Source organism: Oliverpabstia sp. (assembly GCF_022785585.1).
Taxonomy (GTDB): domain Bacteria; phylum Bacillota; class Clostridia; order Lachnospirales; family Lachnospiraceae; genus Oliverpabstia; species Oliverpabstia intestinalis.
Map to the genome: position 1 here is coordinate 24209 of NZ_JALFPR010000082.1, position 19635 is coordinate 43843.

Annotated in this window: 18 protein-coding genes and 1 pseudogene; 12 read left to right on the forward strand and 7 right to left on the reverse strand. The window is 47.1% G+C overall.

The genetic code is table 11. The features are described from left to right. The first annotated feature begins 141 nt into the window (after positions 1–141). The 7 genes from addB to MSA64_RS05630 all read left to right on the forward strand — a co-directional run bounded on the left by addB (position 142) and on the right by MSA64_RS05630 (position 9252). On the forward strand, positions 142–3597 hold the full coding sequence (gene addB / locus MSA64_RS05600; RefSeq protein WP_287890918.1) for a helicase-exonuclease AddAB subunit AddB: 3456 nt from the start codon (positions 142–144) through the stop codon (positions 3595–3597). Next, positions 3557–7180, forward strand: a complete 3624-nt coding sequence (gene addA / locus MSA64_RS05605; protein ID WP_287890919.1) for a helicase-exonuclease AddAB subunit AddA — start codon at positions 3557–3559, stop codon at positions 7178–7180. The genes addB and addA overlap by 41 nt, the downstream gene beginning before the upstream one ends. Positions 7181–7399: 219 nt before the next feature. Beyond that, positions 7400–7729: a PadR family transcriptional regulator gene (locus MSA64_RS05610; RefSeq protein ID WP_022399506.1), complete on the forward strand. Its 330-nt coding sequence runs from the start codon at positions 7400–7402 to the stop codon at positions 7727–7729. Beyond that, complete coding sequence (locus MSA64_RS05615; RefSeq protein WP_117524061.1) at positions 7719–8480, forward strand: DUF1700 domain-containing protein; 762 nt, start codon at positions 7719–7721, stop codon at positions 8478–8480. The genes MSA64_RS05610 and MSA64_RS05615 overlap by 11 nt, the downstream gene beginning before the upstream one ends. Beyond that, positions 8477–8719: a hypothetical protein gene (locus MSA64_RS05620; RefSeq protein WP_022172279.1), complete on the forward strand. Its 243-nt coding sequence runs from the start codon at positions 8477–8479 to the stop codon at positions 8717–8719. The genes MSA64_RS05615 and MSA64_RS05620 overlap by 4 nt, the downstream gene beginning before the upstream one ends. A gap of 59 nt (positions 8720–8778) precedes the next feature. Further along, a complete protein-coding gene (locus MSA64_RS05625; RefSeq protein WP_022172278.1) occupies positions 8779–8961 on the forward strand; it encodes a PspC domain-containing protein in 183 nt (60 codons plus the stop codon). Between the two features lie 66 nt (positions 8962–9027). Then, positions 9028–9252, forward strand: coding sequence for a small, acid-soluble spore protein, alpha/beta type (locus MSA64_RS05630; protein ID WP_118575615.1), 225 nt, complete (start codon positions 9028–9030; stop codon positions 9250–9252). On the opposite strand, the gene MSA64_RS05635 is transcribed toward MSA64_RS05630, so the two are convergent. The 3 genes from MSA64_RS05635 to MSA64_RS05645 all read right to left on the reverse strand — a co-directional run bounded on the left by MSA64_RS05635 (position 9230) and on the right by MSA64_RS05645 (position 13159). Beyond that, the gene (locus tag MSA64_RS05635; protein ID WP_154432176.1) at positions 9230–9832 is read right to left on the reverse strand and encodes an SGNH/GDSL hydrolase family protein; all 603 of its coding nucleotides are present in this window, start codon (positions 9830–9832) and stop codon (positions 9230–9232) included. The genes MSA64_RS05630 and MSA64_RS05635 overlap by 23 nt on opposite strands. A gap of 24 nt (positions 9833–9856) precedes the next feature. Next, positions 9857–11029 carry a YncE family protein gene (locus MSA64_RS05640; RefSeq protein ID WP_287890922.1) on the reverse strand — a complete coding sequence of 391 codons (1173 nt, stop codon included), beginning with the start codon at positions 11027–11029 and terminating at the stop codon, positions 9857–9859. A gap of 426 nt (positions 11030–11455) precedes the next feature. Further along, positions 11456–13159 (reverse strand): ABC-ATPase domain-containing protein, encoded by a 1704-nt coding sequence (locus MSA64_RS05645; RefSeq protein ID WP_277664075.1) that lies wholly within the window; start codon positions 13157–13159, stop codon positions 11456–11458. A 204-nt stretch (positions 13160–13363) separates the two neighbouring features. On the opposite strand from MSA64_RS05645, the gene MSA64_RS05650 reads away from it, so the two are divergent. After that, on the forward strand, positions 13364–13810 hold the full coding sequence (locus MSA64_RS05650; protein ID WP_022172273.1) for a CYTH domain-containing protein: 447 nt from the start codon (positions 13364–13366) through the stop codon (positions 13808–13810). Between the two features lie 136 nt (positions 13811–13946). Here the strand turns inward: MSA64_RS05650 and MSA64_RS05655 are convergent, their stop codons facing one another. From MSA64_RS05655 to MSA64_RS11985, 4 genes and pseudogenes are all read right to left on the reverse strand, one after another. Beyond that, entirely contained in the window at positions 13947–14183 is a 237-nt protein-coding gene (locus MSA64_RS05655; RefSeq protein ID WP_022172272.1) for a helix-turn-helix domain-containing protein, read from the reverse strand. 175 nt (positions 14184–14358) lie between these two features. Then, a complete protein-coding gene (locus MSA64_RS05660; protein ID WP_022172271.1) occupies positions 14359–14547 on the reverse strand; it encodes a hypothetical protein in 189 nt (62 codons plus the stop codon). Between the two features lie 333 nt (positions 14548–14880). After that, the gene (locus MSA64_RS05665; protein WP_287890924.1) at positions 14881–16311 is read right to left on the reverse strand and encodes an MATE family efflux transporter; all 1431 of its coding nucleotides are present in this window, start codon (positions 16309–16311) and stop codon (positions 14881–14883) included. Next, positions 16292–16615: pseudogene (locus MSA64_RS11985) on the reverse strand (DUF6783 domain-containing protein); the annotation flags it as partial. The gene MSA64_RS05665 and the pseudogene MSA64_RS11985, both read right to left, overlap by 20 nt. Between MSA64_RS11985 and MSA64_RS11990 the strand changes: the two are divergent. The 4 genes from MSA64_RS11990 to MSA64_RS05680 all read left to right on the forward strand — a co-directional run. Then, positions 16526–16714, forward strand: coding sequence for a DUF6783 domain-containing protein (locus tag MSA64_RS11990; protein ID WP_328597445.1), 189 nt, complete (start codon positions 16526–16528; stop codon positions 16712–16714). The pseudogene MSA64_RS11985 and the gene MSA64_RS11990 overlap by 90 nt on opposite strands. Before the next feature lie 101 nt (positions 16715–16815). Next, positions 16816–18174 (forward strand): M20 family metallopeptidase, encoded by a 1359-nt coding sequence (locus MSA64_RS05670; RefSeq protein ID WP_287890925.1) that lies wholly within the window; start codon positions 16816–16818, stop codon positions 18172–18174. 173 nt (positions 18175–18347) lie between these two features. Beyond that, positions 18348–18935, forward strand: coding sequence for an HD domain-containing protein (locus MSA64_RS05675; protein ID WP_118575631.1), 588 nt, complete (start codon positions 18348–18350; stop codon positions 18933–18935). Positions 18936–19099: 164 nt separating this feature from the next. Next, on the forward strand, positions 19100–19635 hold a 536-nt coding region (locus tag MSA64_RS05680), incomplete at its 3' end, for an ABC transporter substrate-binding protein (protein WP_442945312.1).

Sequence of the window (19635 nt, forward strand, 5' to 3'; positions counted from 1 at the left end):
GTGAACCAATCAGAAAAATGTAAAACACAGTTACGACCCCTGCCGGTAAAAAGACAGGGGTCGAACTGTCAGAGAGAAGAAGACAGACGAAAAGATGCTGAGCGCAGGCAGAAGCAGGAACAAAAAAGGAGGAAAAGATCCATGGCACTGCAATTTGTAACAGGTAATTCGGGAGCTGGAAAATCTTTTCAGTTATATCAGAAAATCTTACAGGAAGCCGGAACACATCCGGAGAGAAAGTATCTGGTGATCGTACCGGAACAGTTTACGATGCAGACACAGAAGGAACTGGTAGCTTTGAGTCCCCGTCATGGAATCATGAACGTGGATATTTTAAGTTTTGACCGTCTGGCACACCGGGTATTCGCGGAAGTAGGCGGTGATCAGACACCTGTTCTGGAAGACGTGGGGAAAATTCTTGTACTGGAACGCGTGGTGCAGGAACAGAAGAAAAAGCTGGGAGTTCTGGGTAGCAGTCTGGAAAAGCTGGGAACCGTCAGTGAGATGAAATCACTGTTATCTGAGCTGATGCAGTACGATATTCATCCGGAAGAACTGGATGAGATCGGCAATCTGGCGAAAGAAAGACCGTTGCTGTATCACAAATTAAAGGATGTGCAGACCATTTATCAGGGTTTTTTCGAGTTTTTGAGAAAACGGTATATCACGGCGGAGGAAGTTCTGGATCTGTTGTGTGAGAAAATCGGAAGTTCCCGACTGGTGAGAGACAGCTGGATCGCTTTGGACGGATTTACCGGATTTACTCCGGTACAGAATAAATTACTGCGGGAACTGCTGAAACTGACACAGCAGGTATGGGTGACGGTGACGCTGGAGGAAAAGGTGCCTGTGGCACAGTTAAAACGTCCGCAGCAACTGTTTCGTATGAGTGGGGAGATGGTGGAGTCGCTGACCAGGATGGCAAAGGAAGAACGGGTGGAAATTCTGGATCCCTGGTGGGTGCGTCCGGGAGAAAACAGCCGTTTTTGCAAGGCACCGGCACTGGAATTTCTGGAACAGCATCTGTTTCGATATGATAAACGGCAGTACCGGAAGGAACAGGAAGAGGTACAGATTTTTCAGGCTGCAAATCCAAAAGAAGAGATGGAAGAAATCGCCAGAAGGATCCGCTTGCTGGTGCGGACAAAGGGCTACAGGTATGGGGACTTTGCCGTGATCACAGGGGATATGGCGACGTATGGAAGTTATGCCAGACAGGTCATGGAACAGTGTGAGATTCCCTGCTTTATCGATGAAAAACATTCTATTCTGATGAATCCGTTTGTGGAGTATATCCGGGCGGCTGTCAATCTGGTGGTGGAGTATTTTTCCTATGAGAGTATGTTCCGTTATCTTCGCTGTGGGCTGTCCGGGATTCCGGTTTATCAGGTGGATCAACTGGAAAATTACTGTATCGCTGTGGGAATCCGCGGGGAAAAACAGTGGAAGGATCACTGGGTAAGACGGTACCGGGGGATGGAAGAAGGCAGTATCGAAGGAATCAACCAGATCCGGGAACAGGTCTGGAAAAAGATCGGTCCTTTTGCGGAGTATATGAAAGAAAAAGAGCACACAGTGGAAGAACGGACACGGATGCTCTATGAGATGATCGTAAAAGATGATATTCAGGAACGGTTATCTGAGAAAGAACGGGAATTTGCTACACAGGGCGATCAGGCGATGGTGAAAGAATACAGCCAGATTTACGGAATGATCATGGAACTTCTTGATAAGATGGTGCAGATGCTTGGCAGCGAGACGATCACGGCGAAGGAGTACGGACAGCTTCTCGATGTGGGATTTCAGGAGATGCGGGTGGGCATCATTCCACCGACGGCAGATCAGGTACTGATTGGTGAGATGGAGCGTACCAGACTGAAAGACATCAAAGTACTGTTCTTTGCAGGCGTCAACGACGGAATCATCCCGAAACACGGAGGGAAGGCAGGTCTGCTGTCTGAGTCAGATCGGGAATTTCTCGACAGCCGTCAGGTAGCACTGGCACCTACAGCAAGAGAATCCATGTATATCCAGCGTTTCTATCTGTATCTGAATCTGACGAAACCTTCCCGGTGTCTGTATCTTTCTTACGCTCAGTCAAATGCACAGGGGCAGGCACAGAGTCCGGCGTATCTGATCGCGCTGATTCTTCGGATGTATCCGAAACTGGTGATCCAGGATAATCCGAAAGACGAGATCAGCCAGATGCAGATGGCACAGCAGGCAACGGAAATTCTTCTGGCAGGACTTCGAAAGGATGGAGAACAGCAGCAGAACAATGGCTGGAGGGAACTGTTTTCCTGGTATCTGCGGTCAAAAGAGTGGAAGGAGCAGTGTCTTCGCTGGATCCAGGCGGCATACGAGGGCGCACCGGAGAGCAGCATCGGAAAAGCGGCGGCGGTGGCACTTTACGGGAAAGAACTGGAAAACAGTGCGACGGAACTGGAACGGTTTGCAGCCTGTGCCTTTGCACATTTTCTGCAGTATGGTCTGAAGATCGAGGAACGACAGGAATACGAATTTCGTCAGGCGGATCTGGGCAATGTGATCCATCAGGCACTGGAACAGTTTTCACGAAATCTCAAAAAAAATCGGCTGACATGGCGTAGTCTGACGGATCAGGAACGGGATCAGCTGATTGATACGAGTGTGGAGGAAACCATTCACGACTATGGCAATACGATTCTGGAGAGCAGTGCAAGAAACCAGTATATGATCCTGCGTGTAAAACGGATCCTGCGGCGGACGGTCTGGGCACTGCAGCAACAGCTGAAAGCAGGAAAATATGAACCAAGTCGGTTTGAAATCTCTTTTTCTATGGAGGAAGATCTGAAAGCATCGAATTTTCAGTTATCGGAGGATGAGCGCCTGCGCCTGCGGGGGCGGATTGACCGGGTGGACCGCTATGAGGAGGACGATACGATCTATGTGAAAGTCATTGATTATAAGTCCGGCAATACGGCTCTGGATCTTACTTCGGTGTATCACGGACTGCAATTGCAGCTTATCGTATATCTGAATGCAGCACTGGAGCTGGAAGAAAAGAATCATCCGGGAAAACATGCAGAACCGGCGGGGATGTTTTATTATCATGTCAAAGATCCACTGGTGGATGGAAAACCTGGGGATGAGGAAGAGGAGATTGAACGGAAACTGCTGGAAAAATTAAAGGTGGACGGACTGGTCCGGGCAGAAGAAAAGATCTTAAAGGATCTGGATCGGGAACTGGAAGCAGGGAAAAAATCGCTGGTGATCCCGGCAGCTTACAATAAAAACGGCAGCCTTTCAAGTCGTTCCAAAACGGCAAGCAAAGAACAGTTCGAAGAACTCTGTGCCTATGTCAACGATAAGATCCGTGAAAATGGAACACGGATCCTTGGCGGGGAGATGGAGAAAAATCCATATAAATTAAAACAACGGACCGCCTGCGACTATTGCAGCTTTAAGGAGATCTGCGGATTTGATGAAAAGCAGGAGGGAAACAGTTTCCGGAGACTTCCGACATTTTCCGATGAGGAACTGTGGAAGAAAATGAGAGAGAAAGGGGAGAAGGAAGATGGAAATGAAGTGGACACCGGAACAGCAGAAGGTCATTGAACTGCGGGACAGAAATATCCTGGTCAGTGCGGCGGCAGGATCCGGTAAGACCGCTGTTCTGGTAGAACGAATCCTGGGAAAACTGACCAGAAAAGATCATCCCATCGATATCGATCAGCTGCTGATTGTGACATTTACCCGGGCAGCAGCCGGAGAGATGAGGGAGAGACTGACGGAAGCTGTGGAGAATTATCTGGAACAGGATCCGGAAAATGAACATCTGCAAAGACAGCAGACGTTGATCCACAACGCACAGATCACGACGATCGACGGATTCTGCTCTTATGTGATCCGGAACTATTTTCACACCATCGATCTGGATCCCGGATTTCGCACAGCGAATGAGGGAGAGATCAAACTGCTGAAACAGGATGTGGCAAAAGAGGTGCTTGAGAGCAGTTACCAGGAGAGAACCGAAAGTTTTGAACGTTTTGTGGAGAGTTTTGCCACCGGAAAAAGCGATGAGGTGCTGACGGAACTGATTCTCCGGATGTATGAGTTTGCCATGAGTAATCCCTGGCCGCTGGAATGGCTGGACAGCTGTACGAAGGCATACGAGATCCGGACAAAGGAAGAGTTGGTGTCCTGTATATGGATGAAAAAACTGTGGGAGGATGCCGGACACCTGCTGGATCAGATCACTTATCTTCAGGAGCGGTGCAAAGAAGTGATCTACAGTCCCGGCGGACCATATATGTACGGAGAAGCGTTGGAACAGGATCTTTTGTTTCGAAGAGATCTGGAAGAGGCTTTCGCATCACAGGATTTTGACGGATGCAGAGTCCTGCTGGATAGCTGGAAGCCAAAAGCACTGTCACGAAAGAAAGATGACAGTGTGCAGGAGGATAAGCGGGAGCTGGCGAAGAACCTGCGGGATCAGGCAAAAGATGCTGTGAAAAAACTGCGGGAGAATTATTTTTATGAGACAACGGAGGAAGTGCTGGAAGAACTGGAACTTTGCAGGGAGCCGGTGCAGGAACTGATTCGTCTGACCCGTCGGTTTATCGAGACATTTTCGGAAAAAAAGCGGCAGAAAAATATCGTTGATTTTACAGATATGGAACACTTTGCGCTGGAGATCCTGGTCAAAAAAGAAGACGGGGAGATCCGGTATACCCAGGCAGCGGATGAGTTTTCCGATCGTTTTGAGGAAATCCTGATCGATGAGTACCAGGACAGCAATCTGGTGCAGGAGACTTTGTTGCAGAGTGTGTCACAGCTTCGCTTCGGGCGGCATAATCTGTTCATGGTGGGCGATGTGAAGCAGAGTATCTACCGGTTCCGCCTTGCCAGACCGGAACTTTTTATGGAAAAATACGAAACCTACAGTCTGGAAGACAGTGTATGTCAGAGGATCGACCTACACAAAAACTTCCGAAGCAGAGACGGAGTGCTCGAAGGGGTCAATCAGATCTTTTACCGGATCATGGGAAAGGATCTGGGAGCGGTGGAATACGATGCAGATGCGGCATTGTATCCGGGTGCGGTATTTGAAGAAAAGCCGGAGGGAGTACCGGAAGAACCGGCGTGCCAGGTGCTTGTGGCACAGACCGGCGCGGACGGTATGGATGAGAAGATGCAGGAACAGAGTGATCAGGAGCTGGAAGCACGGATGATCGGAGAAAAGATCCGCAGCATGGTGGGAACAGAACTGGTCTGGGATAAGAAAGAAAAACAGTATCGTCCCGCACGTTATCAGGACTGTGTGATCCTGCTTCGGACGATCACCGGCTGGGCGGAGAACTTTGTCAATGTGCTGATGGACATGGGAATCCCTGCCTATGCTACCTCAAAAACAGGATATTTTTCCACGACAGAAGTACAGACGATCCTGAACTATCTGCGGATCCTGGATAATCCGATGCAGGAGATTCCATTTACCGGTGTCCTGTTATCGCCGTTAGGCGGGTGCAGTGCGAGAGAGCTGGCACTGTTAAAAGCCTGCTATCCGCAGGAGAAAATCTATGGCTGTGCCTGGAACTATCTGCTGGAGGGACAGGACGGGGAGTTGTGTGAAAAACTTGGCAATTTCTGGTCTGTCTATGAAAAACTCCGTGAAAAGGTTACTTATACGCCGATCCATGAACTGATCGGAGAGATTCTGACAAAGACCGGGTATGGGTTATACGCAGGTGCGATGCCCGGCGGTGCACAACGGCGGGCAAATCTGCAGATGCTGGTGGAAAAAGCCATGGAATATGAGAGTACCAGTTACCGTGGGTTGTTTAATTTTATCAGGTATGTGGAACAATTGCAGAAATATCAGGTGGATTTTGGTGAGGTCAATATCCGTGGAGAACAGGAAGATACGGTGCGGATCATGAGCATCCACAAAAGTAAGGGACTGGAGTTTCCGATTGTCTTTGCGGCAGGGATGGGGAAACGGTTTAATATGTCCGATGCCAGCACCGGTCTGGTGATTCATCAGGATCTCGGTATCGGCATGCAGGCGGTAGACCCCAAGGAGCGGACGCAGGCATCGTCACTGGTACGGCAGGTGATCCAGAAACAGATCCGGCTGGAGAGTCTGGGTGAGGAACTGCGTGTATTATATGTGGCACTCACAAGAGCAAAAGAAAAACTGATCCTTACCGGAACCGTTAAAAAAATAGAGGATTATCAGGCAGTACAGGCGGAGGCGCGGGACTGGCAGGAAGAGAAACTTCCTTACGGCATGCGGGAAGGCGCGCGCTGCTACTGGGACTGGATTTTTCCGGCACTTGCCGGAGCAAACGAAGAGTTTCCGGTGCAGATCCTTGAGATGGAACATCTGATCACGGATCAGGTAACAGACCGGGAAGACCGGGTACGGCAGAGGGCCGCATACGAAACCTGGGATCCGCAGGAGGTGTTTGATGCGACGATCCGAAAAGATCTGGAAGAGAAATTTTCCTATGTGTATCCGTATGGATATCTGCAGGAGATTCCGGCGAAAGTCAGTGTATCCGAACTGAAAAAACAGGGAAGAGAAGAGCCGGAGGAAGAAACTGTCTATCTGTACGCGGAGAAAGAACAGGAGCCAATCATTCCTGATTTTATGAAAGAAGAACAGGAGCCACTGTTACAGGGGGCTGCAAGGGGAACGGTATACCACCGGATCCTGGAATGCCTGGACTACGCAAGAGTCGACTCACAGCAGGCGATCGAGAAGCAGATTGAAGAACTGCTGAAGGAAGAAAAGATCAGCAAAGAGACGGCAAAAGTGGTACGCTCCAGTCAGATCAGCTGGTTTGTGCGTTCGGCTGTGGGAAAACGGATGAAAGAAGCCTTTGTGCTTGGCACACTGCACCGGGAACAGCAGTTTGTGATGAGTATCGATGCCAGTGAGAGAAATCCCGCGTGGAATCAGGGCGAGCAGATCCTGGTGCAGGGAATCATCGATGCTTTCTGGGAAGAGGCGGACGGCCTGGTGCTGGTGGATTATAAAACTGACCATGTAAAAGAGGGACAGGAACTGATCGACCGGTATCAGAGGCAGATGCATTATTACAGTCAGGCGTTGGAGCGCGCGTATGGAAAAAAGGTAAAAGAGTGTTATTTATATTCATTTGCGCTTGGAAAAGCGGTTGCTGTGGAGGTGTAACCTCCGCGGCAGCCGCTTTTTGTAGATATTTAGAAGAAGTCTTAAGATATTTTAAAGATTCCCAGGATTTGTTGACATCTAATATTATACGGTGTATAGTATTAAATGCAAAACAACATACGGTCCGGGAAACCGGGGGAAAGGTATGAGCGGAGTCTTTTCGTGAAAACAGATCGGGAAAGCGTTCGAACATACAGAAAAAAGAAAAAGGGGTGCGATATGGTATTTAATACAGGAGCGGCTCTTTTGGATGCCATTGTTCTTGCCGTTGTCTCGAGAGAGAAGGAAGGCACTTACGGATATAAGATCACACAGGATGTGCGGAAGGTTATCGACATTTCCGATTCCACCCTGTATCCGGTGCTTCGCAGGCTGCAGAAAGATCAGTGCCTGATGGTCTATGATCTGGAATGTGCGGGGCGCAACCGGAGATATTATAAAGTAACCGAGCAGGGACTGGCCCAATTGGGGTTATACAAAGAGGAGTGGAAGAGATATTCATCCAATATTTCCATGGTTTTTGAGGGAGGAATCAACAATGAATCGTGAGCAGTTTATTGCACAATTAGCGAGACTTCTGCAGGATCTGCCGCCGGCAGAACGGCAGGAAGCCATTCGCTATTATCAGGAATATTTTGACGATGCCGGGGAGGAAAACGAGGATGCCGTGATCCAGGAACTGGGAAGTCCGGGAAAAGTAGCAGCAAGCATCAAGGCAAACCTGCAGTATGGCGGATCGACATTCGGAGCGAATGATACCGATATGGAAAATACAGGGACAGAAAGTCAGACGAAGGACGCCGATGGCTGGCAGCAGAATGGGCAGACAATGAACAGATGGAATCAGAGTACACAGCAAGGCTGGCAGAATAGCAGTACGCAAAGCCCGTATGCGATGCAGGCGAGAAAACCGAAACGCGGTGTTGGCGGATGGGCACTGCTCATCATTATACTGGTCTTTGCATCTCCGGTGCTTCTCGGCGTTGGCGGTGGAGCACTTGGCATTTTTATCGGAATCCTGGCAACCGTATTTGCCCTGTGGATCAGCTTTTTCGCCGTAGCGATTGGAATGATCGGAGGCGGGATCGCCGTTCTGATCAAAGGGATCCTTCATGCGATCAGTTCACCGGCAGCCGGACTGGTAAGCATGGGCGGCGGTCTGATCTGCATCGCACTGGGAATCTTATGCGCAGTATTTTTCCTGTGGTTTACCTTTCAGCTGTGTCCGCGTGTATTACGTACCACGCTGAATTTTATCTCAAGAATCGTACATAAAGGAAAGGAGGCAAGGGCAGAATGAAGCGTTTGAACAAAGGGTTACTTGTAACCAGCGGAATCTGCGGGGGACTCGGGCTTGCCCTTCTGATCTGCGGGATGCTTCTCGGAGGAATCCGGGGAGGAAATGATCTGGTGGATGCACTTTCCATCAACAGCGGGGATTTTCAGGAGATGAAAGATGAGGTTATGAGTGAAATCAGTGACCATACCAATTTTGATCCGGTTAACTGGTTTGTGGAATGGGTAACGGATATATTTTAAGCGTGGGTCGAAAAAATAACAGAGAGTAAAAATTTATATGATAAAAGGAGAATCAGAATATGGAAAATAAGAGATTATATCGTTCCTCAACCAATTATATGATCTGTGGAGTCTGCGGCGGAATCGGAGAATATTTTAACATCGATCCGACGCTGGTGAGACTGGCATGGGTGATCTTTTCCTTTATGGGAGGATCCGGAATCCTTGCGTACATCATCGCATCGATCATCATTCCGAAATAAAGAAAAACGTGAATAGAAAGAGAAAAAAAGGTCATACTTCAAGAGAAAAGGAGTGTGACTTTTTTTATGGGAAAAGAGAAAAAGATAAGCCGGGAGGATATCGCAAAGATGAGCCGGGAAGAGCAGATGAAATATGAGATCGCGCAGGAACTAGGACTTCTCGATCAGGTGCTTGAAGAAGGGTGGAAGACTCTGTCTGCAAAAGAGACAGGAAGAATCGGTGGGATCATGAACCGGAGACGAAAGCAGAAAGAAAAAGAAGGCGGGGTCAGTCATGGAAAAGAGCAGTAAACGCCTGATGCCAGAGATCAGCAAGGAGCGTGTTGCCATGTGGCGTCAGATGAATCCCGTCGGTCGTGATCGCATCGACTCCTTCCTGGCGAGCTGCCTGTCGGAGGATTGAGTCCGTCGTGATAAAATGAGCAGAATAAGAGAGTGCCAGATCGTGGATGATCTGGCTTTCTTTTTCGATATAAGAATGCCAGGCGGAGTATTCTGCCGGTTCATCAAAAAGAAACGGTTCCAGTAACAGGATGGTGGAAGTATGCTGGCATAAAAGATCCAGCACTTCCCGGTAAAAAGCAGAAAACTCCAGAGGAATCCTGGAGTGAGAAGTAAAAAGTTCCACGGGGATATCATTGACTCCGGCAAGGAGGGTGATCGCATCCCAATGACCGCCGATCCCATCCCGACGGAGCATCTGTAACACCCGTTCAATGGTAAATCCTTCATGTCCCCGATTTACAAATCTGGCGTCTACATATTCCGGTCTGCGGGCAAGGAGAGAGACATAGCCGTATCCAAGATTGGCAGGATCAAAAAGATGATCCGCATCGGTGATGCTGTCGCCCAGAAAAAGATACTGCTTCATATAATCCCTCCTTTGGTCATAATATTAGTTCGTGCTGTTTGTCAGCAGGGTATTCAGATTTAATTTTAAGATCCGGTCAAACTGTGTCAGCGAAGTATAGCGATAGCCATATGCAGCGGATTCAAACAGTACATAGAGATCGTCACCATCCACATAGATCTGTTCGAGTTTTGACGGAAAACGGATATTCTGCAGCATGGTGTCTTCTTCAAGAAGCATCTGCAGAGAGTTCGGAAATACTTTCAGGGATCCCGGAAGCACCCCGTAAGAGTGAGAGGTGAGGATCCTGTTTTTATAAAATGCCACACCCTGTGCCCGTTCTGTGATCACGCGCATCCCGGATGGCAGGGCAAGTGGTGTCAGCGAATCCACACCCAGCTGACCGGTTGTTATCGTGTCATCATCGACGGTACTGGTCTGTAAGGTTCCATCTTCGGTGATATCATATTCTTCCAGTACGCTTGCAGAATTGGAAGTATAATAACCGATATATAATGCATTATTATGATAGGTCAGAAAAGAATTCCGTGTAATTGCATACAGATCGTAAGACTGCGAGTAGGAAATCGGCTGATGGCTATTCTGAAAACAATAGTTTTTCAGCTGTTCCAATGTGATTGCATTGACCTGTGGAATACCACGGGACATACAGGAGATCCAGATGTTGTTATGAATCGTATCGTATGCGATCCCGCCGACATGGGATTTATTTCGAAGAACAATTTCTTTTACAAATTCATGGGTCTTTTTATCGATGACGTAGATGACAGAGTTATGCGTATTGGTATGACAGTAAGCAGTGACCAGAAGGTAATCTTCGGTAACGGCAAGTCCCTGAGGAGTCATGGAAGTACAGATGGAAGAAGTATTTTTTTCTCCGAAAACCTGTGTTTCTGTAGCATTAAGTCCAGGAATAATATAAGTACCATAATCAATTTCGGTAGCACGTCCGTATAAAGCTGCCCGTTTGACCTCCGGTGTCAGGGAAAGCAGATCCCGTCGGCTCTTAAAACTGTAGATTTCTTCCTGCACGGTGCCGGTAGCCATTGCCTCACGTTCCACCCGTCTGGTATATGCAGAAAAAAGGAGAATATATGAGGTAACTCCGATTCCGACCACAAGGAAAAAGACGAATATCCAGAAAATCCGGCGATGCTTTTTTGTGGATTTATTTTCTTTTTTGTGCCTGTTTTTCATAAGTTGTCTCCCAAGATGTGATGATACTGTCAATCTAACTGTTCAGTAGGTTATATTCCGCGAGATGATTTTAAATGCATGTTGGCTTATAACTGTGAAGGTACTGAAAAGTTACCTGTTAATCATATCTTATTTTAAGAAAAAATACAATTAAATATATAATATTCCTGAGTGGTTTAAAAATCTCCGGATAAAATGAGGAAGGGCCGATACCCTTTCGGATACCGGCCAATATGAAAAAGGAAATCTAAAAATAACTGTTACCACTTAATGAGGGGGAGGGTGTCACAACAGGCGATGTTGTGACATCCTTTAACAAAGTGTGGTTCGCTTTGTTGAGTATTATATTACATGGAAAATGTGATAAAAATGTGTCTATGTAATGAAGACTTTATAAAATTTCAAAAAAAAACAGAAAGAAATTCTTTAGATTTTCAAACCGCGATATCGGTTGATACACGCGTAGACTTCCTGGATTCGTGGCATGGCGAGGTTCGGAGCAAGCCGACCGCCCTCGGAGAGAATCTCGAGTCCTCTGTCGGATAATTCTGTATCAAGTCGATCTATGATCTGCTGCAGTGTGTCTTTCCCATTAAAAAGCCGACGTTCCGCATAGCAGAGAATAGCTGAAAGTGCCTGGATCTGTTCCTGATCAGCCAGCTGTTCGAGACAGCGCAGATCGATGGTATCGTGATTGACGGAGATACTGTCCATACCGAGTACCTTCATCTTCAGACGGCGATCCGGACGGAAAGCGGGATCAGGCTGAATCACACGGCGATAGTCTGCAACAGCACCTGCAGGAGCGGAGGGCTGAATAGAAGGGAAAGCTTCCGCTTCTTTTTTGGCAAATGCTGTGATATCCACCGGTTTGTAATGATCCATCTGTAAAATCGTATCTGCCACATGAAAATAAGATCCCGAACTACCGGCAACCAGAATCGAGGAGATTCCCTGTGTATCACTCAACCATTGCACACGCTCAATGAATGGTGTGATCGGTTCCTGATTGCGGTTGACTACCCGTTGCATCAGTTCATCGCGAATCATAAAGTTTGTGGCACTGGTATCCTCATCAATCAGAAGCAGGTGACTTCCCGTTTCCAGTGCTTCGATGACATTAGCGGCCTGAGAAGTACTCCCACTGGCATCTTCCGAATAAAAGGAATGGGTATCCTTGTGGTTCGGCAGATCATTGATAAAGAAAGAAATGTCTGTGTGTTTGATGCTTCGACCGTCCTCGGCACGGATCTTTACTGCGTCATCTCTGGTGATCACATATTCTCTTCCGTCTCCCGCAATATGGTTATAGACACCCAGTTCGAGCGCTTCAAGCAGAGTGGATTTGCCGTGATAACCGCCACCTACGATCAGCGTGATACCACACGGGATCCCCATACCGGTCAGCGGACCGTGGTTTGGAAGATGCAGTGTGACTGCCATGGAATCCGGTGAGACAAAGGAAATTCCGTTTTTCATCGGAAGAGGAGACACGCCGGATTCCCGCGGAAGAACAGCACCGTTTGCGACAAAAGCGGTAAGATTTCGTGCAGCCAGTTCTTTTCGGATAAAGGTCTGATCTTCGGCAAGTGCCCGCACCTGTTCCAGCTTCCGAGCATCCAGATTCCGGTAAAAAAGAGAAGCTTTCACACAGACCGGAAGAAAATCAAAGAGAATCTTGATCAGTTCACCGGAATTGACCGTACGTCCGTTTGCAGGAAAACCGACCTCCAGACGAAGAGTTAGATCACCGTTTTTTGCATCCATCGTGCAGGCGGAACGCTCCAGGATTTCCTGTCCGGGTTTTGAGATGGAGATCAGACCGCTTTTTCCGGAACCTTTGGCGCGAAAACTGTATTTTTCAATGTGCGCAGCAAATCCACGGATCAGCTGATCCTGAAGCGCGATCCGCATCTCGCGTGTCGCATACAGAGTCTCCGGGAAACCTGCCTGAGCACCTTTGATATGAAGGCTGAGCTTCGACGGTGCGGCAAAGGGATCGCCCTGTACATGGTCGATAGAGAGTACATAGCCCGGAAAACGGTAACTGCCCTTTGTGTCTTTATACGCCGGATAACTTTTACGGTTGATCCGGAAAAGAAGATCTTTTAGATCCTGAGAAGTATTTATCATGGTATTCATCCTTTCTGGAAAATTCCTTTGATACCGGATTGTTCCGTACGTCGTACTCTTTTAACCCCGGTATCATTCCATAAAACAGTATAACAATATTGTAAAATACAGACAAGCAGGAAGAAGGACTTTTGTTTACGGGATTTTGCAGTTATAATAAAGAACAGAAAACGTTCAAAAATGAGCAGAAGGAGAAATGGGATGGAGATCGAAAGAAAATATCTGATCAAAAAACTGCCGGAAGATCTGGCACAATATCCGCATATGGAGATGGAACAGGCATACCTTTGCACGGAACCGGTGGTGCGGGTGAGAAAAGAAGGAGAGGATTATGTGCTGACCTACAAGTCCAAAGGACTGATGGTGCGGGAAGAATATAATCTGCCACTGACAAAAGAGTCTTATGAACATCTGCTGGAAAAAGCGGACGGAACGGTGATCACAAAAACCCGTTATCGCATCCCGGAGAAGAACGGACTGACAATTGAACTGGATGTTTTTCACGGAAGATATGGAGGACTGCTTCTTGCAGAAGTGGAGTTTGCAACCGAAGAGGAGGCAAACAGCTACTGTCCACCGGAGTGGTTCGGAGAGGACGTTACGATGTCCAGTGCGTACCATAACAGCACGCTGAGTCAGAAAAAATAAAGAACAGAACGAAAAAGAGACTATTTTGTGATGCTTTCAAGGGGATACCTCAGTTTTCACAAAACAGTCTCTTTTTTACAAGAGCAACGGGTCAAAGTCTGTGCTTTTACAAAAACGTATCGACTATCGCGATTCGTCAGGTATCACGAAAATCAAACAGATCTTTCACCGGAACTTCCAGAACATCTGCAATATCAAAAAGTTTATTCAGAGAAATTGATGTTTTTCCATTTGGTGCCTCAATATTGCTGATATGTGTACGGCTGAGGTTTGTTGCCTCTGCCAGTTCTGCCTGTGTAAGTCCACGAAGTTTGCGATAATAAGCAATGGTCAGACCGAGAAGCCGAAACTCATTGATGCGTTTATAGTCCATATCCCTGTTCCTTTCTCCATACAAACAGACGTATCGCCTGTGTTTTTCTTAGCGTACAGCAGAATATATCGAAAAGAAACAATGTGAGAATTTGCAAATATAAAGTAAAATATTGCAAAATAGAGGAGAAATTTTAAAAATGCAAGAAAAGGACAGGCAGGTACACAGTTTCAGACTATTTTTCTTCTGTATCAGGAGAAGAGTTCATTCTGGGAGGACGGTAATGATAGACATCCTCATAAGATTCGAGTTCTGCTTCACTGACCGGCGCGGACGGAATCAGTCCGGTGCAGTCATGCGTGGATGCCGCATTGGACAGATAATCATAGGAATCGATCAGTTTCTGGTTTTCTTTCTCTTTCATGGGCGGTGACCTCCGTAAAGGTAATTATAGGATTAAAATATGCAAAAAAATATTTTTTATACAGAAGGGAAAGAACTGGTGGGATAAAAGCCTTTTTAAGACACGCTCTAGTACAGCGTTTTCAAAATAACTACACCATACTCTTGTTTACGAATCCGATTGCACAGGTCTAAAAGCCTCAGCGTAGCCCGCTACGCCTACGTTTTTAAACCTGCACACTCGAATCCGTATCCCGCGTGTATGGTATAGTTATTTATGAAACGCTGTACTAGAATATAAAAAGAGAAGAACATTTCAGAGAATCGTTCCCTAAATATTCTTCTCTTTTCTACATTATTTTACAGACGCTGCATATTTCTGCTTTATTTTAATTCCATGTTTCTGACGGAAAGCATCAATCGTAGCAAGTCCCGGTCCGGATACCGGGCGGATCCATTTGCCGGAATAAAGATGATGCTGCATCAGAGTATACCGGATCGGTTCGTCAATATAGCAGAAGGCAAAAACGAGAAGGAACGGCGCATGAAAATAAAAGTTCGAGAGATATACGAAAGGCAGAACCATCAGATACATAAACGTAATCTCAAGAATCGATCCAAATGCCGCATCGCCGGCGGAACGGTAGGTATCGTTCTGCGTCCAGTTTCCCATACGGATGATCGCTGCCATACTATAGATGATCAGCATACCGGTACCGATCCGATAGGATTCACCGGAAAGCCCCAGTGTATGTAACAGTGGGTTGTGGATCAGTAACAGGGTAAGACAGGCAACTGCGATGATGCCGCTGCACAGATAGACCAGACGCTTTGCTCTCTGATAAGCGACTTCGTGATTACCTGCGCCAACCTCTTTTCCGACGAGAACGGAGGCAGCATTGGAAAATCCGCTGAAAAAGGCGATAATCAGTCCTTCCAGGGTACGGAAGACGGCGACAGCAGCGATAGCCTGCTCGCTTTGACGACCGAGAACTATATTGATCAGCATATTTCCGACACCGATAAATACTTCATTACAGATGATCGGGAAACATTTTTCCAGGTACTGTTTTACATAGACTTTACTCCAGCGAAAATGTCTGGAAAACTCCAGGACATACGGGATTCTCTTATACAGAATGCAGATGACCAGAATCAGGACATTTACGATACCCGCCATAACAGTTCCGACGGCAGCTCCTGCTGCACCCATTTTCGGAAGACCAAACTTTCCGAAAATGAACAGGTAGTTGAAGAAACAGTTAGCGACAACGGAAGCGATACCGCCGTAGAGCGGAATCTTCACCTGTTCGATGGAACGGAGCAGAGCACTGGCAGCCATTGCGATGACCTGAAGCGGATAGGCAAATCCGACGATACGCAGATACGAAATCCCGATTTTCTGGATCTCCGGCTTGTCCGTGTACACACCCATGACAAATTCCGGTGCGAAGATGGCAAGACAGGCGAAAAGAACACCTACCGTCATCATGAAAAGCAGTGTCATTCCATAGGAACGGGTGATGCCGTCATGATCCCTGGCTCCCCAGTACTGAGAGAAAAACAGCATACCGCCGCCGACAAATCCCCAGTACCCTGCAAACATCAGGCTGGAAAACTGTGCACACAGACCAACGGCTCCAACAGCCTTTTCACCGATCGAAGCAAGCATGATCGTATCCACCATACTGCCTGTTGTGGTAAGCAGGTTCTGAAGTGCTACCGGTACTGCGATGATCGCAATGTGCTTCAGAAAGTAGCCCCAGTCAAAGTTTTTGTGATTCATTTGTAAAAACCTCCAATAACATATAATGTAGCATTATGCTCCCAGTGTAACAGTTTTTGAAACGGAAGTCATTAAAAGAAGTCAGAAAAACAGCACAAAAAAATCCTAACGTTTTCATGATTTTGTACAGGAAAACAGCTGTCAGGAAATGCCCTGTCCTGTTAGAGCGTGTCTGAAAAATCATTTCCGCAATCTGCAAGCCCCACTTTGCGGTATATTTTACCCTCATTCGGTTGCCGTAGCCCGCTACGCCGCCCTCATTCGGATAAACTCTCCCACAAACTGGAACTTGCAGCTCACGAAAAGCCTTTTTCAGACACGCTCTAGCCCGGATGAACCTGAAGAGTTACTGTTCACTGGTAATATTCCGCGAGGCGTGTTGCTGGCACGGAATGAACCGTAATCCTGAATATGATGAATCCTGCAACTACAAAATGCAAATTGTCAACAATTCCATTATCTGGTATAATGAGCATATTAAATGAAAATTTGGAGGAAAGATTAATGAGTATAAAAGAAGAAATCCATGATTTGACAGACGAGATGCTGACGAACCTGGGAAGACTGGTTGCCATTGATTCTCAGCTTGGTACACCGGCAGAGGGAATGCCTTTTGGAGAAGGACCTGCAAAAGCACTGGAAGTAGGACTGAAAATAGCGGAAGAACTGGGATTTAAGACCGTGAATCTGGATAACTACTGCGGATATGCAGAGATGGGTGAGGGGGACGAGATCGTTGGTATCGCCGGTCATCTGGATATCGTGCCGGCAGGCGGTGACTGGACACATGATCCATTCACCCTGACACGTGACGGTGACTATGTGTACGGCCGCGGAACCACCGATGATAAAGGACCGATTCTTGAAGCTCTGTATGCGATGAAACTGCTGCGTGATTCCGGTGCGAAATTAAACAAACGTGTCCGCCTGATCATGGGATGTAACGAGGAAAACGGTTCCAAATGTATGGAACACTATAATGAGGTTGCAGAAGAATTGTCCTGCGGTTTTACACCGGATGCAAGCTATCCTTGTATTCACGGAGAAAAAGGCGGCGTGCATATGATGGCTTATTCCAAAAACACAAAGATCATCTCCATGAACGGAGGATTTGTGGTCAATGCGGTCTGCGACTCCTGTAATACCGTGATCCCTGCAGAAGCGGGACTGAAAGAAAGACTGGAAACAGCACTTTCCGAGACAAAACTGCAGGAATATAAAGTGACCGAAGAAAAGGGAACTCTGAACATCTATGCCAAAGGTGTTCCGGCACATGCAAGTACACCGACACTGGGTGTCAATGCAGCAGGGGTTACCTTCGAATGCCTGGAAAAAGCAGGATTTGAAGATGATTTTGTTACCTTCTATAATACCCATCTGGGAACTTCCTGCGATGGTGCAGGAATCGGACTGAAGTTTGCCGATGCTTACGGAGATCTTACTTTCTGTAACGGTATCGTAAAGACTGAGGACGGTGTAATCTCCTGTACGATCGATATCCGTGTTCCGGTTACTTTGAAAGAAGAGGAGCTTCGCAGCATGTGTGAAGGAAAACTGGAAGACGAAAATGGCCGTATTGAGATCCGGAGCGTAGGGGAATCCCTGTTCTTCCCGGCAGATTCACCGCTGGTGACTGCTTTATACAAAGCCTATGTCGATGTAACCGGAGATACCGAGAACAAACCGATGGTAATCGGCGGTGGAACATACGCAAAATCCCTGAAAAATATCATCGCCTTCGGTCCGGAGATGCCGGGCATCGATTATCGGATCCACAGCGCGGATGAGTATATTCTGGTGTCAGGCATGGAAGAGTCTGTGCTGATTTATATGGAAGCAATCAAAAATCTGCTGGCTATCTGATGAGAGTCGGAGAAAAACTACTGTCAACATCCGGGGTAGAAGTTGACGGTAGTTTTTCTTTTATGGTATTTGATTTCCGTGTGCAACGAGTCAAAGTCTGTGTTTATATGAGAGTTGATCAGTGCCGGATAACCGGAGATAAATAAAGAGAGCATGCGCAGAAGGAGAAAAATATGGATGAGAGATTAAAACAACAGCTGGAATTTGTTCTGGAAATTGATAAAGAAAAGAATATTTTCCGGCAGACCCATCTGTCCGGTCAGGGCAGAAACGAAAACGATGCGGAACACGCATGGCATATGGCGATCATGGCGTATCTGCTGCGGGAATACTCCAACGAGCCGGTGGATATCGGACGGGTGATGCTGATGTGCCTGATACACGATATCGTGGAGATCGATGCCGGAGATACCTATGCATATGACGCAGACGGTCTGAAAACGCAGAAAGCCAGAGAAGATGCAGCAAAAGAGCGGATTTTTTCCCTGCTCCCGGAAGATCAGAAGCAGGAACTGGTTCGGATTTTCGATGAGTTCGAAGCATTTCAGACGCCGGAGGCGAAATTTGCCCGTGCCATGGATAACCTGCAGCCACTGCTATTAAACGACAGTAACGACGGCGGCGACTGGAAAGAACATGAGGTAAATGCTGAAAAAGTGTACGGAAGACAGAGAAAAACAAAACGTGGTTCAGAAAAACTTTTTGAAGTGACAGATCAGATTCTGAAAGAAAATATTGCAAAAGGGAATTTGCCGGAATAATGGTAAATACAGAACACGGAATCTTTTGTCTGATAAAATTGGAGTAGACATAAAGAATATAATTTATCAAAATTGGCACCTTCCAGCCTGGTTTTCCATAATGTAATATTATGAAACAGACCCAGGAGGTTAGGATGAAACAAGTAAAATTCATAACAGGGCTGATGGCTTTCGGGGTGGTCAGTCTGTTTGCCGGATGTGGGGAAAAAGAGAATGAAATGACAAAGGTTACCCTGAATGAGGTGGCACATTCGATCTTTTATGCCCCACAGTATGTCGCACTGGAAAATGGATATTTTACACAGGAAGGCCTCGATCTCGACCTGGTGACCGGGTACGGGGCGGATAAGACGATGGCAGCGGTCATTTCCGGGGAGGCGCAGATCGGATTTATGGGAGCGGAAGCATCCGTGTACGCGTATCTTGAAGGCGCCAACGACCCGGTGATAAACTTCGCACAGGGAACCCAGCGTGCGGGAAACTTTCTGGTAGCAAGGGAAGAGATGGCGGATTTTCAGTGGAGTGACCTGAAAGGAAAAGAAGTGCTGGGAGGACGAAAAGGCGGTATGCCGGAGATGGTTTTTGAGTATATCCTGAAAGAGAACGGTCTGGATCCGGCAAAGGATCTTTCAATTGACCAGAGCATTGATTTTGGTTCTACTGCTGCAGCTTTCTCCGGTGGAAAAGGGGAGTTTACAGT